The organism is Chondromyces apiculatus DSM 436, assembly GCF_000601485.1.
In the GTDB taxonomy this organism is placed as follows: domain Bacteria; phylum Myxococcota_A; class Polyangia; order Polyangiales; family Polyangiaceae; genus Chondromyces; species Chondromyces apiculatus.
In genome coordinates, this window is record NZ_ASRX01000012.1 from 17,016 (window position 1) to 32,148 (window position 15,133).

Sequence of the window (15,133 nt, forward strand, 5' to 3'; positions counted from 1 at the left end):
GTCTCGCGATCCGAGTCTCTCGCACTCGCTGACGTCCGCAGACGCGACCCCGTGAGCGCCGCATGCGCCAGGGTGGCATACCCGGTGCAATCCCCGGCGCCCAAGGAGATCACCCATGGTTGCCAAGCACGTCCCAGCCCTTCTCTTCCTGCTGCTCTCGGCCTGCGGTGCCGCCGAAGATGGGCTGACGGACGGAGAGAGCGTGGAGGAGGACGCTTTCGGCGCCACCTCTGCGTCCATCACCGCGGGTGACTACGTCATCCGCGCCGTGCACAGTGGCAAGTGCCTCGACATCCAGAGCGCCAGCACCCAGGACGGCGCCCCCGTCCAGCAGTGGGACTGCAACGGCACCCCGGCCCAGGTCTTCCGGGTCATCCCGCTCGGCAACGGCTACGTGCAGCTCCTGAACCCGAACAGCAACAGGTCGCTCGACGTGCGGGAGGTGAGCACGGCCGACGGAGCGCTCCTCCAGCAATGGGGCTACGGCGGCGGCGCGAACCAGCAGTTCGAGGTCTTCGACGCGGGCAACGGGCAGTACGGCATCAGCGCCCGCCACAGCGGCAAGATGCTCGACATCAAGGACGTCAGCACGGCGAACGGGGCCCCCGTCCAGCAATGGACCTGGGCCGGGTCCACGAACCAGCGCTGGACCTTCCAGAAAATCGGCGGCGGCGGCGGCGGCGGCGGCGGGTGGAACCTGGTCTTCTCCGACGAGTTCAACGGCGCGAACGGCGCGGCGATCGACGGCTCCAGGTGGTCGGCGGAGATCGGCGGCAACGGGTGGGGGAACGCGGAGCTGCAATACTACACGAACAGCACCAGCAACGCGCGCCAGGAGAACGGCAGCCTGGTCATCACCGCCACGCCCCAGGGCGCAAACCAGCTCGGGTGCTGGTACGGCACCTGCCAGTACACCTCGGCGCGGCTGGTCTCCCGGGGCAAGTTCGAGACCACCTACGGGCGCGTCGAGGCGCGGATCAAGGTGCCCCGCGGGCAGGGTCTGTGGCCCGCGTTCTGGATGCTCGGCAACGACATCGGCAGCGTCGGCTGGCCGAGCTGCGGCGAGATCGACATCATGGAGAACGTCGGCAAGGATCCCGCGCGGCTGCACGGGACCTTGCACGGGCCGGGCTACTCGGGAGGCAACCCCCTCACCGGCAGCACGACGCTCCCGAACGGCGCGCCGCTCGCCGACGATTACCACGTGTACGGGGTCGAATGGGAGCCCAGCGAGATCCGCTGGTATCTCGACGGCGCGCTCTACCTGCGAAAGACGCCTGCCGATGCTCCTCCGGGCACGAGCTGGGTCTTCAACCACAACTTTTTCATGATCCTCAACGTCGCCGTGGGCGGCAACTGGCCGGGCTCACCGGATGGCTCGACCTCGTTCCCCCAGCAGATGCTCGTCGATTACGTGCGCGTCTATCATCGCTGAGCGACGCGCCACCCATGACGACTCACCCCTGAACCCCCCGATGGTCACCAACTCAATGCATACCCTCTTCCGAAAGCTCCACGTCTCCGCCTTCGCCGCCTCCTTGCTCGCGTCCTCGACCGGCTGCGTCGTGAACGCCGACGATCCCGAGGGCAGCGACATGGACGAGCCGGTCGACGAGATCGCCTCCGAGCTCGACTACGCGCCGCCTGCCGGGTGGCGCCTCGACTGGTCGGACGAGTTCAATGGCTCGTCCCTGAACACCGGCAACTGGACCACCCTCAACAGCAACTGGGATCCGGTCACCAACAACTGCAACTTCGGCACGGGAGAGCTGGAGTACCCGCGCGCGCAGAACGTCAGCGTGAGCGGCGGGAAGCTGATCCTCTCCGCGCAGCGCACCGGCGACGCCCCTCGCGATCCCAACTGTGCTGGCTACCCCGCGCGCTCCTTCTATTCGGGCCGCATCCACAGCAAGGGCAAGGTCGAGCGGCGTTACGGCAAGCTCATCGCGAGCATCAAGGTCCCCTCCGGCTTCGGCATGTGGCCCGCTTTCTGGACCCTCGGCGCCAACGTCTCCTCCGTGGGCTGGCCGGCCAGCGGGGAGATCGACATCCTCGAATGGAAGTCGACGGAGCCCACCTGGATGAAGTCCGCCACGCACTGGCACAACGGCGGGGATGCCCACTGGGGCACCGGCGCGAGCGGCGGCTACAACCTCGCCGACTCGTTTCACCTCTACGAGGTGGAGTGGACGGCGAACAGCATGATCTTCAGGCTCGATGGGTCCATCGTCGCCAACAACGCCTACTCCCACAACGAATCCGAGTTCCAGCAGAACCACTACATCCTGCTGAACCTCGCGGTCGGGGGGAACTGGTACGGCGACCCCAGCCCCGCCAGCATCGATCTGCCCAGCGGCGTGACCAAGACCATGGAGGTCGAGTGGGTGCGCTGGTATCAGCCTGACGGCGGGAGCGCCCCTGCGCTCACCAACCCGAGCTTCGAGTCCGGGTTGACGGGCTGGACCACCTGGAGCCCCAACGGCACCGCGAACGCGGCGCTCTCCGAGACCTACAACGGCGCTCAGTCAGGCGCCTATCACCTGACGCACTGGACCAACGGCACGCCGTTCGAGGCGTGGACCTACCAGGCAGTCTCCGGGCTCTCCTCGGGCACGTACAGGGTGCGGGCGTGGGTCCGCAAGGGTGGCGCGTTCAACTTCGCCCGCCTGCAGGCCAAGACGTGCGGCTCCTGCGCCCCGACCATGACCGAGCTGGGCACCTACGGGAACTGGACCCAGGTCGAGACCGGGCCGATCAACGTCACCGGCGGCTACCTGGAGCTCGGACTCCATTCGAACTCACCTGCCAACGGCGCGAACTTCATCCACATGGACAGCGTGCAGATCATCAAGCTGTGAGGCACCGACCGACGGCGACGCGGCATCACGCTCGCAGCGTCGGAATCGCGTGCACCTTGCCTCGCCTTGCCCGGCCTCACGGAACCTGGCGACGGGGCCTGCCCCGGCCGTGCCTCGCGTCCGGCGCAAGCCCCTGCCCTGGCGTGCCTGTCTGACCTAACGGCACGCCCACCCCCCGTCCACGGGCAAGGCGTGTCCGGTGATGAACGAGGCCTTCTCGGAGCAGAGCCAGACCACGGTGTTCCCGACCTCCTCGGGCGTGCCGAGGCGGTTCATCGGGTGCAGTCCATCGAGCTGCGCAGCGAGCAGAGGATCGGCGTCCGTCAGCACCCCCAGCATGGTCGTCTTCACCACGCCCGGGCACACCGCGTTCACGCGGATGCCCCGCTGCGCATAGCTCATCGCGGCGACCTTCGTCAGGGCCACGATCCCTGCCTTGCTCGCCGAGTAGGCGTAATGGTTGGGGTAGCCCACCAGCCCCACCACCGACGACATGTTGACGATCGACCCGCCGCCGTTCTTCAGCAGCTCGGGGATCTGGTACTTCATGCACAGCCAGACCCCTTTCATGTTGATGTCGACCGTGGCGTCCCACTCCTCCTCGAGCACCTCGGTGATTGGCTTGAAGGGGAAGACGACCCCCGCATTGTTGCAGACATGGTCCAGCCGACCGTAATGGCCGGCGATCTGCCCCACCATGCGCTCCACGTCGCGCGCCTGGGACACGTCGGCCGCCACGAACACCACCTCCGCGCCTGTCTCTCGGCGCAGCATCTCCGCTGCCACCTCACCCTCCTGCGATCGCCGTGAGGCGATGCCGAGCTTCGCCCCGGCCTCGGCGAACGAGCGCGCAATGGCGAATCCGAGTCCCTCGCTCGCCCCCGTGATCAACGCCACCTTTCCCTGCATCTCGCGACTGCTTGTCATGACCCACCTCTGCCCTGGAGCCCTTCGCAGACCACCATCAGGGGTGTGAACATGCACCGCGACGCGCAGTCCGTGGTTGGCTCAACCTGCCCGTCTCTAGCAGAGTTCAACACGAGGGGCGGCGGGTTCAGGGGCGCCGGGTCACGCGGCATACCTGCGAGGACACGCGAAGACGTCCGAAGAGAGCGCGCGCTCACCCATGGTAGGTTGGCGCTCACCTTCCGCCGGAGAGATGACCGATGGGTTCGGATCTGTACGACGTCCATGTGGAGCGATGGACTGCCGCACCGCTCGACGAGATCCTCACGAGCGCTGTGAACCAGGGGCTCTCCGCGGAGCTCACCCGCGCGTGCGTCCGCCGCGGTGGCGAGGGTGACGTGGCCATCGAGATCGATCTCTACATTCACCAGATCCACCCCGATGCCCCCATCGGCGAGCTGACCGCCGCCTACATGGCCATGACGCTCCAGGCAGCGGACCATGCCTCCCGCGGACCGGGTTCCCTCCCCGAGCGCATGGAAGCGCACTTCGGCGGGTTCGATCGGATCAACAGCCACGAGTTCGCCCCTGGCCTCGACGACGCCTGCTTCGCCTTCTCGCTCCTCGCGCGCGGCGTGGCGGAGGGGAGCCCTGACGACTACGACAGCGACGATCCTGACGTCGTGGCGCCGCCCGAGGAGTGGGCGCGGGTGCGGGTCTGGCTCGCCGAGCCCCTCGGCCGCACCCTGAAGGGGGCGCACTGGCGGTCGCGCGCGTGGTCGGGCTTCACCGGGAAGCTCTGGTCGAACCACTTCCCTCCAGCAGGTCCCCTCGCCCACCTCGGGGAGCCGAGAACCTTCACGCCGTTCCCCTCGAATGCAGGGAAGCAGGCGTTCATCAGCGACATCACCCTCTCCGACGACCAGCTCGTGAGCATCGACGAGGACGGGGGCGTCGTGGTCTCCCTCGATCGGGAGAGCGGCGAGGAGCGCTGGCGCAAGGCGGACCTGACGGAGGGGCGGTATGGGGAGACCGTCGCCTTCGCGCCCGAGGGCACCCGCCTCTACATCGCCGCCGCTCATGGCTGGCTGGGGAGCACGAACGCGCAAGGCGAGGACCTGCGGCGTTTTCCGGACGGGGCGAGCCTCTGCCGCCTGAAGGTCGGCAGTGACGGGTCTCTGTTCGAGATCCAGGTCTACCACGGGGGCGCCGATGGGCCGACCGAGCCAGGCAAGGTGTGGCTCCGGGACGGCACGACGGGGGCGCGGGCGCGCCTCGTGGCCGAGCACCGCGTCACGCCATCAAAAGCCAGCGACGACGCGGCCATCGCCTACCACGCCTTCGCGGCCAGAACGCCCATGGGCGCGTCCGTCACCTCCGCCGGCGATCTCGTGGTCTGGGATCGGGAAGGCGAGCGGGCGCGCGCACAGCTCCCGGCAGGTCAGGTCGTCGGCCTCGCCCTCAGCCCGGACGGCGCGATGGCCTACGCCACCACCCACGATGCGCGGCTCCTGGCCTGGGACGTCGCGCAGGGCCGCCTCGCCTGGGAGCATCTCGTGAAGAGGCGCGCCCACGGCATCATGCCCGTCGCGATGAGCCCCGATGGCAGCACGCTGGTCCTCGGCGACAACGACCTCGGCAAGCTGCGCTTCGTGGACGTGGGCCGGCGCGCCGAGGTGCTCCTCATGGACGCCCTCCCGGGCAGCCCGCGGTACCTGAACCTCGCCCCCTCCTTCACGCCCCGTGGCGACGCCCTGTGCGTGCCGATCGACCAGAAGGTCGTCTGCCTCTGGCCTCTCTCCTGATCCCGCCACCCCTCACCAGCGACGCACCCCGCGCGGCTCCGACGCGAGATCCGTCTCCGGGTCGAGGAGAAGCCGCGCCGGATGGCCGTTCAGCGAGACCATCACCCTGGCCGTCACCACCGGGCGCACCCCGCGCGACGCCTCGTGCCTGTCCGCGAGCACGTGCGCGAAGTCGGTGAGCAGGTCCGGGTTGGTCCGCATCTCCTTGACCTGTCGGGTCGTCAGCCATGCGTGCGGATCGACCTTCTCCCGCGTCCCCGTCACCGGATCCCGGAGGTGAATCTGGAGCTTCTCCGCCTTCTTGTTCCGGAGCTTCATGCGCCACGAGAAGCGGTGCCCGGACTCGGTCCACGCCACGTCCCCCGGATACAGCCAGTGCCGCATCGGCACGAGGATCTGCACCAGCACGTACCCGTGCAACGCGGCCATCCCGAGGGCGCGGACGGCGCGACGGGGCATGCCCGCCGCATCCTCCCGGAGCGCCACGGCGCGCCGCCCGAGGAGCCGCCGAGGCCAACCCGGGTCGGGGAAGAGCGCGAGCGCGGCGATCATCACCCACGGGAAGATGCCGATGCTGAAGATCAAGGCGTTCGCGACGTGGAACGCGATCAAGAAGCCGATGCCCCACGGCCGGCCGCGCCGGGAGAGGAGCAGGAACGGCGCGGCGAGATCGATGAGGAGCCCCGCGTACGCCACCGCGAGCGCTGTCGTCGGGAGGGCGAGCAGCGGACCGATGAGCGGCAGATGCGCGCGCGCCGGGAGCCACAGGTCGAGAGGCCGACCGTGGAGCCAGTCCGCGTTGAGCTTGGCGATCGCGCCGAACAGGTAGACGACGGCCACCTGGAACCGCAGGATCCAGAGCGCCCACCGGGGGACGCCTTCACCCGGTACCTCCGTGCCCGCCCGCGCCGCGCGGCGCACTGCGCGCAGGCGATCCAGCGAGAAGACCCGGTGCGCCGGGGCGATCGCCAGGAGCAGGCTCAGGAGGCAACACAGGTAGAGGTGGTTCAGGTACTCCGCCTTGTCGAGCAGGAAGACGTACGTGATTCCCACGCAGCAGAGCGGCGCCGTCACCCGGTAAAACAGCCCCGCCGCGCCGCAGAGCGCGCACACCCCGAGGGCGGCGAAGTGCCAGATCATCCCCTGCCCGTGCCAGGGCTTGATGACGTCGACGTAGCTGAAGAAGATCTGCGGCTCGATGTAGTACCGCTGAATCCGGTGGTTCGCGAAGTAGCGCACCACCTCCCAGGCGAGGAGCACCCCGAAAGCCACCCGGAACAGCGCCAGGGAAGCGCCGTCCACCTCGGCGAAGAGGTGACGCTCCCAGCCCTTCCAGCCTCCCGGAGATCCCCCCTCCACGGCCGGCCCTGAGGCCTCGTCACTCCCGGTCGGCTCCGTCGAGGAAACCGGAGACACCATCCCTCTGCCCTACCATGCAGAGGCGCGTCCGCGCCCCGGAACATGCACACCCAGGCCCCCGATCCTTCGGACGTCCAACGAACCCGATCCCCGGAACAGGCGCCCGAACGTGTCAGTCACGTGTCAAACCCATCAAGAATGTTTAGCCCCGTGGCCCCGACGCCCGGCGCGTGAGACATCCGGTCCTGACCAAGATGGAGTACCCTCCGCGCTGCGGGGGGCCCTCTGCATTCGCCCCCGGCCACGAGGATGACGATGACGTACAGAGCTTGGATTGCGCCTCTCCTGATCGCGACGGTTGCCCTCGCAGCTTGCTCGGATGACTCCGATGGCAGCTCGTCCTCGGGCGACACCTCGACCGATACCAGCACCGACACCGGCACCGGCACCGGCACGGCCACCGGGACAGGCACCGGGACGGACACCGGCACGGCCACCGGGACAGGCACCGGCACCGGCACGGGAACTTCCGCGATCGTCATCAACGAGATCGCCGCGGCCTCGAGCGCGACGCCTTTCGGGGACTGGATCGAGCTCTACAACGCCGGTGACACGGCGTTCGACCTCTCGGGCTTCGGCCTCGCCGACACGGACAATGCGACCAGCGGGCCGAAGCTCGGCGGCGAGGAGCTCCGCTTCCCCGCGGGCACCATGCTCGAGCCCGGAGACTACCTGGTGGCCATCGCCGATCAGGACATCACCGGCGGCCCTGGCCCCTACACGGCGTGCGGCTCGCTCGTCGCCTCCTGCTACTACGCAGGCTGGGGCGCGACCGACAACGGCGAGACCATCTTCCTCGTCGACGCGGACGACGCCATCCTCACCCAGGTGACCTACCCCGCGCTCGACGCCAACGTCGGCCAGACCTGGGGACGCCTCCCCAGCGGCGCGGGTGACTTCGACTTCAACACCCCGACCGCGGGTGCGGAAAACGAGCCGGTTACCCCCTGATCGCGGGACCTACAGCATGAAGCCCTGCCCGCCGTCCCGGAGACCTCCCCCACCCCGCGCGCAGCACCGCCTCGAGGCCAGGCGCCTGTCGCGTGCGCTCCTCACGCTGCTCACCGTCCTCGCGCCGGCCCTGCCCCTCGCCTGCGGGGAAGGAGAGGCGGGCACGACGTCCCAGGCGCCGACCGGCAGCGGCGCTGGGGCGAGCACCGGCACGGGAGCCAGCGGCGGCGGTGGCAGCGGCGGCGGCGCGAGCTCCGGAACGGCCGGGGGCGGCGGCGACGGAGCGCACCAGGGCGACAACGACTTCTGCACGGCCTGCAGCACCGTCACCACCCTCGGGCAGGTCCAGCGCGGCGACCTCCAGGAAGCTTCGGGGCTCGCCGCCAGCGCCATCCACCCCGACGTGCTCTACACCCACGAGGACGCCGGCAACGACGCGGAGATCTTCGTCCTCGGCGTGGCCGGCGAGGACCTCGGCCTCATCACCGCGAGCGGCGCCGATCCCGTCGACTGGGAAGACATCGCCCGCGGCCCGTGCGCGGCGGGGAGCTGCCTGTACGTCGGCGATACCGGCGACAACGACGCCGAACGGGCGACGTACGCCATCTACCGGCTCGCCGAGCCGGAGTTCATCGGCGCGAGCCAGACCCTCTACGCCGAGCAACATCGCTTCCGCTATCCCGACGGCAGCCACAACGCCGAGACCCTCCTCGTGCACCCCACGACGGGCATGGTCACGGTGGTGACCAAGGTCCCTTCCGGCTTCTCCTCGGTGTACGAGTTCACGCTGCCGCCCTCTCCAGGCGACATCGTGACGGCCACGAAGGTCACGGACATCCTCCCGCCCGCCGGCAGCCCGCGCTTCACCGGCGGCGACGTGCACCCTCAGGCGAAGGGCGTCCTCCTCCGCACCCTGACCCACGTCTTCTTCTATCCCCTCGCCCCTGACCAGCGGGTCGCCGAGGCGCTCTCGGGCACGCCTTGCGCCGTCGCCGTGGCCAGCGAGGACCAGGGGGAGGCCATCGCCTGGACCGCCGACGGCAGCGGCTACATCACCGTCAGCGAAGGCGAGGACGAAGACCTCCACGCCGTCGCCTGCACGTCGCCCTGACGCCAGCCTGACGGCTGCCTGCACGTCGCCCTGACGCCAGCCTGACGGCTGCCGCCCTGGCTGGTAGCTTCTCCCCATGAGAGGCTCCTCGATACGTGCGATCCGCGGGTGGGGCTGGTGCGGCTCCCTCGGTCTGGCCCTGCTCCTCGGCTGCGGTGGGAGCGAGACTCCGGCCGGTGAGCCCCCCCTCCCCGCCTTCGTGCGCATCACCCTCGTCGACGCCAAGATCGGCCCGGGCAAGATCGACGCTAGTGGGGAGACTGGCACGCAATGGGACAGCCCGATCCCTCTACCGGTTGAGACGATCCAAAACCTGATTCGCTCACTGTCGATCGTCGACAAGCGGGCCGCCATCGCCGCGGGTGGGATTTCGGTACTCAGCCTGGGCATGGACCGCTTCACACCTCCAGACCCGGTTGGATATGCCGAAGTAGTAAATGGCGGTGAGTTCATCGGCCCCCCGCGCATAGAGCTGACCTCACAAGAAGATACCTTCAGCCCTCTCTGGAACGGCCCTCCGTCGTGGCTGCGCGTATCGTTCCAACCCGAGTTGCGCGTGTTCGGCGCGATCCTGGACAACGATAGCCCCTTCGATTCTGAGAAGATCGGCGCCTTCCAGATCAGCTACGACGTGCTCGTCGCCGCGCTCCGCTCAGGCAAGGTCCACCAGGTGCAGGTCGCCGACCAGACCCACAACCAGCTCCTCTTCCTCGGCATCCAGGTCTGGCCCGTCCCCTGACCTCACCCTCACCTCACCCTGCCGCGCCCTCCGCCTCGAGCGGCTCGCGCGCGAGCACCTCGTCCACGGCCTCCGCGCCGACCTCGGCCCCTGCCTTCTCGGCCTGCGCTTCGGGCCCCAGAAAGCGCGCCACCGGCTCGAAGATCTCCGCGGCCGCCCGCGCGCCCACCGCGAGATCCCCGTGCCCGTAGTCCTCCTGCTGCCCGAAGTCGCGCCCCAGCACGATGAGGCGCTTCGGCGTCTCCGGCCTCTCGCGCCCCCACGCCTCGAAGGCGTGCCGCACCGCGCTGACCGGCGCCAGGTTGTCCTTGCTCCCCGCGAAGAACAGCACCGGCACCTCGACCTTCGCGAGCCCGTCGAGCACCCGCTCCCCGCCCACCCGGATCTCCCCGTCGCCCGCAGCCCAGCCCAGAAACTCCGCCTGGAGCACCGCGGGGATGTCGCGCACCAGGTTCATCAGGATGAGCCGCGTCACCCCTGGCGCCAGGTTCCTCGGGTTCGCCAGCGCCCCGTGCAGCGGCGTCCGCGCCCACTCCGACGCGAACGCGAACCCCTGCGCCAGCGAGCGCATCGGCACCGTCGGGATGAACCCCCGCGGAACGAGCCGCACGAGCCGCGTCGGTGACAGCACCCTCCCGGGCGACCCGATGATCACCGCGCGCCGCACCTTGGCCACGTCGAGGGTCCGCCCGAGCGCCGCATAGAGCAGCATTCCCCCCATGGAGAACCCCACGTAGTCGACCTGCGCCTTCCCTGTCCGCTCCAGGATGGCCTGCACCGCCATGGGCACGTCGTGCTTCACCATCGCCCCGAAGTGCGCCCGACGCCGCTCCGCCCAGCCGACCAGGAGCCCGCTGCGCAGCGTGACGAGCCACACGTCGCGCCCCACCGCCGCCAGGTGCCGCGCCAGCGACCAGTCGGGGTGCAGATCCTGGTTCCTGTGGTTCGCCCCGAGCCCATGCACGAGCAGCACCGGCGGCAACGCCGCGTCGTCGGCAGCCTTCGTCGCCTCCGCACCCTTCGCCCGCGGCACGCGCCGCAGCTCGATGTGCGCGCCATCGGGCGTCGGCAGCACCTCCTCGACGTCGTACGCGAGCGCGAGCCCGAGCCGCGAGTTCCAGAACCGCAGGTGCGCCCACGTCGCGAGCGCGAAGACCACGAGCAGCGCGAGGCCGAGGAGCAGGAGGGTGGTGAGGGTCCAGGTCATCCGTCCAGCCAGATTGCTGCCATGCGTCAAGACACCCTGCAAGGGAAGGCCACGCGCTTCCGGCACTCTTGGAGGACGTTCCCTGCCGTGGTCCGGGTGAAATCGGACCCGGGGACAGGGGAAAACCGAGAGGGCGCGCGTCGTGGTAGACAGCCGCACGGGTGACTGCCCGACGTCCTCGCCACGACCTCGAACCGCACCTGCGCCGCCTCCGCGCGGCGGGCCCGCTCAGAAGACTCCATGCCTGACTTCCCTGCCCCGGCGCGCCTCGCCCTGACCGCCGTCGCCTCGCTGGCCTCGTTGCTCCTCGGCTGCGCTGGCACCCAGCTCGATCCGGCCTGGGTCACCGCGAACCGCACCGTCTGGCGCGACCCCGAGGCAGAGACGCTCGATCCGGCGGTGGCGACTGCGATCGACCACCTCGTCGCCGGCAAGCGCATCGTCTTCCTCGGCGAGCCTGATCACTACATCCACGAGAAGTACCCCTACCGCCTGGCCATTCTGCGCAGGCTCTCCCGCCATGGCTTTCACCACCTCGGCATGGAGATCGGCACCTCCGACGGCGCCCGCATCGATCGCTACCTGGACAGCGGCGACGAGCAGGCACTCGCCCGTGTCGCCCTCTTCGGCTACGCGGGCAAGAGCCCCGAGGAGCGCCGCGAGCTCGAGCGCTTCCAGCCTCGCGTCGAGTCTGACCGCGCAGCGCTGCGCGCCTTCGCCGCCGAGGAGCGACGCTTCTTCCGCGCACTCCGTGCCCTGCGCACGCCCAGCGCCCCCGACGCCTCCAATGCTCCCGGCGCTCCCAACGCTCCCGACACTCCCGGCGCTCCCGGCGCTCCCGGCCCCACGGACGTGGAGGAGGGTGGCTTCCGCTTTTTCGGGTACGACACCGACGCCATCGCCGGCAGCGCCTACCAGGATCTCCGTGACACGCTCGCCCCGGTTGCCGGGACGCCTGAAGCGACGGCCGCTGCTGCACGCCTCGCCCTCGTCCGCGGCGAGGACCTGAGCCAGGAGACCCTGCGCGTCGTCACCTTCTCCGACGAGGTCAGCGCCGACCCTTCCCCCTACGTCACCGCCTTCGGCTCGGAGCGCGCCAGCACGTTCCAGGATCAGCTCCACGCCCTCTCCGAGTCCCTCCTGTTCATGGTGGGGCGCCTCCAGGATCCTCGCCCTCTGGCGCAGCGCCGCTTCTACGAGCGGCGCGAGACCTTCATGCACCGGCGCCTCGACCGCTGGCTCGCCGCTCACCCGCGCGACAAGCTCGTCCTCCTCGGCCACAACACGCACCTCTCGCGCGCCTCGACCACCCTCTCCGTGGGCCCCTCCGACGGCGAGCACATGCCCATGTGGCGCTCCATCGGCACCCACGTCACCGAGCCGCGCCCGACCGAGGTCCTCGCCCTCTGGCTCCTCGCGCCCGAGGGCACCCATTTCATGCCTGACGGCAAGCAGCCCGTGGTCCGCGACGTCCCTCTCCGCCGGAACAGCCTCGAAGCCGCCCTCGCGCCGTTCGGCGACGCCTTCCTCCTCGACCTGCGACGCCGCCCGCCGGGCACGCCCTTCGACGAGGTCCACGACCACGGCAATCCCAGCTCGTACGGCCACGGCCCTGTCGGCCGCAACGCCGACGCCCTCGTCTTCTTCCGTCGCGTCTCCCCTCCCCGCGAATGACCCCCCCCGGCCGTCACCTCAAAGCGGCGAGTAGCAGACCTTGAGGCGGGGCCGCGTGTCCACCTCCGCGTGCTCGCTGCTCCGGAACGAGCTCGCCATCTCGGTGTGCTCCTGCAGGAGCAGGCCCTGGTTCTCCGTGTCGCCGTCCAGCCACCGCTGCACCATGCCCTCCAGGTGAATCTGCGCCGTGCCTCCCCCCCAGGCATAGAACGACGTCGTCGGCGTGGGCGCGAATGCCTGGTTGAAATTGGCCCAGGTCACCGTGCTCTCCGACCAGGGCTCCAGCACCTCGTGGATGTCGATGTCCGTCCCGTCGTCCTTGTAAAGCTCGGACAGGTAGAGCACCGCCGAGTCCACGTGCACGTTCGCCGGGATGTTGCTCACATCGAAGTAGAGCAGCGCCTGGCGAAACCCGATCGACGAGGTGCCCGTGTAGATGAGCGAGATGTCGCCGGTGTTGTAGGTCGGCGTGTTCTGCCATAGCGTCGCGTCGGCCACAGTTCCGGACACGCCCCGCCGGTAAGCCACGCAGCCCCCGTCCGCCGCTTGTTCGGCCACACCCACGGCCTCCTCGACCCCCACCTCACCCATGTCCTCGGGGACCTCGCCCACGCAGGCTGGCAGCGTCAGCGCCGCAGTGGCGACGAGGCATCCCCTCGTCAGGAGGGGCGAAACGACCCGCGAAACGACCTGCGCAACGAACGACAGCTTCATGATGGGGCTCCTGCTCGACGTGGAGTTGGTTACGTGGAGGACCAACCTGTTCTCATACTCCCATTCATTCCAAGATGAAATGGTCGCAGGAGACCCGCTCACCGCAATTCATGCATGTCCGCCTGCACCTGCAATTCATGGTACGCCCACCTTCCTGCCATGCCTTACCCGGACGATCCTGCTCTCCACGCTGCCGCCAAGGCGCTCCTCGGCTCCGCCTGGCCCCGCGTCCCTCCGGGCATCGACCTCGCGCGCGCCTGGGGCGGGGACTGGTTCGAGATCTCGACGCCCTTCTTCCGGTTCGAGGGCGGCACGCCCGTCGGCCATGTGGGCGTCATCGAGATCCCCCTCTCCTTCGACGGCCACGACCTCACCGTCGCCGGGATCCATGGCGTCTGCGTCCACCCCGCTCACCGCGGCAGGGGCCACCTCCGCGAGGCCATGCGCGAGGCCCTCACCTGGGTCGACGCCCGCCACGACACCGCCATTCTCTGGACCGGAGAGCCGGACATCTACACTCGGTACGGCTTCCAGCGCTGCGAGGAGCACATCTTCAAGGGTCCTTGCCCCGAGGGCCGCTCGGGCCAGAGCCGCGCCCTCGCGCTGCACGACCCGGAAGACCTCCACCTCCTCCGCGACCTGCTCGCGCGGCGCGAGGCCGTCTCCGCCCGGAGCGCGACCCGGGACCCCGGCTGGCTCTTTCTCATCGACCTGGCCCTCTGGCCCGGCGCGGTCGAGCGCGGCGTCCTGCGCTACTTCCCCGACCTGGAGTGCGTGGTGGTCTGCGATCTCAAGGAGGGAGCCCTCCAGATCCACGACGTGATCGCGCCCCGCATCCCTCCCCTCGCCGCGCTCCTCCCCGGCCTCCCGGGTCCAGCGGACCGGATCGAGGTGCTGATCACCCCCGATCGGCTCGACGCTCCTGCGCTCGTCCCAGCACCTCAGCCGAGCATCGATCTGCTCATGGTGCGCGGACGCCCCCTCCCCGTCCGCAGCCCTTTCACCCTCTCCCCCCTCACCCGCTGCTGAAGCGTCGAGCGGGAGAGCCGCGGCGTCACCGCGTCAGAAGCGCGGCGTCTCCCAGTCGTCGGCGGCGGTCACGTTCCCCTCCATCCAGGTCCAGGTGATCTTCTGGTAGGTGAAGGAGATCTCCTCGCGCGCGGGCAGCCGAGCCGTGTGCGGGTTGTTCGTGTTGGGCATCCGGAAGTCGATGCTGCTGATGTTCGCGTTGGTGAGAGACACCGTGTAGTGCTGCCGCTCCACCCCCGTCCTGTCCGGGGTGTAGAACATGATCTCCACGCTCGTGACGTTCTCGTTGGTGCAGAGGATGGCGTAGAGAAGCGGGCTTGAGCGGTCGACTTCCTTCGTGATCACGAAGGGCATGTGCATCCGCTTGCCGGTGGGTCTCCCGCTCGCCGGGTCGCGCGGCCCCACGATGGTATGGCTCGCCGCGAGCACCATGACGGTGCCCTCCCTGCCCTTTTGCAACACCGAGCCGAGCACTGGGCCCTGCTGGGTCGCAACGAGCCTGAGGTGGGCGTTCAGGGCCATGGGTGAGCTTTAGTGTACTGCACACTCACCGCTTTCTCTGCAAGCGGTCATTGCGAAAAGCGAAGGAACGAAGTGAGTCCCCTGAAAAGCAAAACGGGCGGCTGAGAAGCCGCCCGCCATTGCCGAGACCGCAGCCTGGCTACGATCCCGTCGTGTCGCTGAGTCCGATCAGACGTTCGGGGCGACCCAGCTGTCGGC

The 15,133-nt window shown here is 69.3% G+C and carries 13 protein-coding genes; 8 read left to right on the top strand and 5 right to left on the bottom strand.

What is annotated here, in order from left to right; all coding sequences use genetic code 11:
• Positions 1-115: 115 nt before the first annotated feature.
• Entirely contained in the window at positions 116-1,435 is a 1,320-nt protein-coding gene (locus CAP_RS44050) for an RICIN domain-containing protein (protein WP_052374551.1), read from the top strand.
• Between the two features lie 55 nt (positions 1,436-1,490).
• Positions 1,491-2,858: a glycoside hydrolase family 16 protein gene (locus tag CAP_RS08950; protein WP_044238625.1), complete on the top strand. Its 1,368-nt coding sequence runs from the start codon at positions 1,491-1,493 to the stop codon at positions 2,856-2,858.
• Between the two features lie 156 nt (positions 2,859-3,014).
• Here the strand turns inward: CAP_RS08950 and CAP_RS08955 are convergent, their stop codons facing one another.
• Positions 3,015-3,785, bottom strand: a complete 771-nt coding sequence (locus CAP_RS08955) for a glucose 1-dehydrogenase (RefSeq protein ID WP_044238599.1) — start codon at positions 3,783-3,785, stop codon at positions 3,015-3,017.
• Positions 3,786-4,024: 239 nt separating this feature from the next.
• Here CAP_RS08955 and CAP_RS08960 point away from each other — a divergent pair, with 239 nt between their 5' ends.
• Positions 4,025-5,569 (top strand): WD40 repeat domain-containing protein, encoded by a 1,545-nt coding sequence (locus CAP_RS08960; RefSeq protein WP_044238603.1) that lies wholly within the window; start codon positions 4,025-4,027, stop codon positions 5,567-5,569.
• A gap of 12 nt (positions 5,570-5,581) precedes the next feature.
• On the opposite strand, the gene CAP_RS08965 is transcribed toward CAP_RS08960, so the two are convergent.
• Complete coding sequence (locus tag CAP_RS08965; RefSeq protein ID WP_052374553.1) at positions 5,582-6,988, bottom strand: HTTM domain-containing protein; 1,407 nt, start codon at positions 6,986-6,988, stop codon at positions 5,582-5,584.
• Between the two features lie 255 nt (positions 6,989-7,243).
• On the opposite strand from CAP_RS08965, the gene CAP_RS08970 reads away from it, so the two are divergent.
• From CAP_RS08970 to CAP_RS08980, 3 genes are all read left to right on the top strand, one after another.
• Positions 7,244-7,939: a lamin tail domain-containing protein gene (locus tag CAP_RS08970; RefSeq protein WP_052374557.1), complete on the top strand. Its 696-nt coding sequence runs from the start codon at positions 7,244-7,246 to the stop codon at positions 7,937-7,939.
• Between the two features lie 16 nt (positions 7,940-7,955).
• On the top strand, positions 7,956-9,050 hold the full coding sequence (locus tag CAP_RS08975; protein ID WP_197041087.1) for a hypothetical protein: 1,095 nt from the start codon (positions 7,956-7,958) through the stop codon (positions 9,048-9,050).
• A 199-nt stretch (positions 9,051-9,249) separates the two neighbouring features.
• The gene (locus CAP_RS08980) at positions 9,250-9,789 is read left to right on the top strand and encodes a hypothetical protein (protein ID WP_197041088.1); all 540 of its coding nucleotides are present in this window, start codon (positions 9,250-9,252) and stop codon (positions 9,787-9,789) included.
• A gap of 13 nt (positions 9,790-9,802) precedes the next feature.
• On the opposite strand, the gene CAP_RS08985 is transcribed toward CAP_RS08980, so the two are convergent.
• Complete coding sequence (locus tag CAP_RS08985) at positions 9,803-10,996, bottom strand: alpha/beta fold hydrolase (protein ID WP_044238609.1); 1,194 nt, start codon at positions 10,994-10,996, stop codon at positions 9,803-9,805.
• A gap of 240 nt (positions 10,997-11,236) precedes the next feature.
• Here CAP_RS08985 and CAP_RS08990 point away from each other — a divergent pair, with 240 nt between their 5' ends.
• Positions 11,237-12,670, top strand: coding sequence for an erythromycin esterase family protein (locus CAP_RS08990; RefSeq protein ID WP_044238610.1), 1,434 nt, complete (start codon positions 11,237-11,239; stop codon positions 12,668-12,670).
• A gap of 18 nt (positions 12,671-12,688) precedes the next feature.
• Here CAP_RS08990 and CAP_RS08995 read toward each other — a convergent pair whose 3' ends face one another.
• A complete protein-coding gene (locus tag CAP_RS08995; protein WP_044238612.1) occupies positions 12,689-13,384 on the bottom strand; it encodes a DNRLRE domain-containing protein in 696 nt (231 codons plus the stop codon).
• Between the two features lie 159 nt (positions 13,385-13,543).
• Between CAP_RS08995 and CAP_RS09000 the strand changes: the two genes are divergently transcribed.
• Positions 13,544-14,413: a GNAT family N-acetyltransferase gene (locus CAP_RS09000; protein WP_044238614.1), complete on the top strand. Its 870-nt coding sequence runs from the start codon at positions 13,544-13,546 to the stop codon at positions 14,411-14,413.
• Positions 14,414-14,446: 33 nt separating this feature from the next.
• Here the strand turns inward: CAP_RS09000 and tssD are convergent, their stop codons facing one another.
• Positions 14,447-14,935, bottom strand: a complete 489-nt coding sequence (tssD, locus tag CAP_RS09005) for a type VI secretion system tube protein TssD (protein WP_044238616.1) — start codon at positions 14,933-14,935, stop codon at positions 14,447-14,449.
• Between the last annotated feature and the right edge of the window lie 198 nt (positions 14,936-15,133).

Bases quoted from the DNA above. Each gene is read 5' to 3' on its own strand.
- CAP_RS08985 (WP_044238609.1), bottom strand. From the start codon at position 10,996: ATGACCTGGACCCTCACCACCCTCCTGCTCCTCGGCCTCGCGCTGCTC.
- CAP_RS08970 (WP_052374557.1), top strand. From the start codon at position 7,244: ATGACGTACAGAGCTTGGATTGCGCCTCTCCTGATCGCGACGGTTGCC.
- CAP_RS08975 (WP_197041087.1), top strand. From the start codon at position 7,956: ATGAAGCCCTGCCCGCCGTCCCGGAGACCTCCCCCACCCCGCGCGCAG.
- tssD (WP_044238616.1), bottom strand. From the start codon at position 14,935: ATGGCCCTGAACGCCCACCTCAGGCTCGTTGCGACCCAGCAGGGCCCA.
- CAP_RS08955 (WP_044238599.1), bottom strand. From the start codon at position 3,785: ATGACAAGCAGTCGCGAGATGCAGGGAAAGGTGGCGTTGATCACGGGG.
- CAP_RS44050 (WP_052374551.1), top strand. From the start codon at position 116: ATGGTTGCCAAGCACGTCCCAGCCCTTCTCTTCCTGCTGCTCTCGGCC.
- CAP_RS08960 (WP_044238603.1), top strand. From the start codon at position 4,025: ATGGGTTCGGATCTGTACGACGTCCATGTGGAGCGATGGACTGCCGCA.
- CAP_RS08950 (WP_044238625.1), top strand. From the start codon at position 1,491: ATGCATACCCTCTTCCGAAAGCTCCACGTCTCCGCCTTCGCCGCCTCC.
- CAP_RS08995 (WP_044238612.1), bottom strand. From the start codon at position 13,384: ATGAAGCTGTCGTTCGTTGCGCAGGTCGTTTCGCGGGTCGTTTCGCCC.
- CAP_RS09000 (WP_044238614.1), top strand. From the start codon at position 13,544: ATGCCTTACCCGGACGATCCTGCTCTCCACGCTGCCGCCAAGGCGCTC.
- CAP_RS08990 (WP_044238610.1), top strand. From the start codon at position 11,237: ATGCCTGACTTCCCTGCCCCGGCGCGCCTCGCCCTGACCGCCGTCGCC.
- CAP_RS08965 (WP_052374553.1), bottom strand. From the start codon at position 6,988: ATGGTGTCTCCGGTTTCCTCGACGGAGCCGACCGGGAGTGACGAGGCC.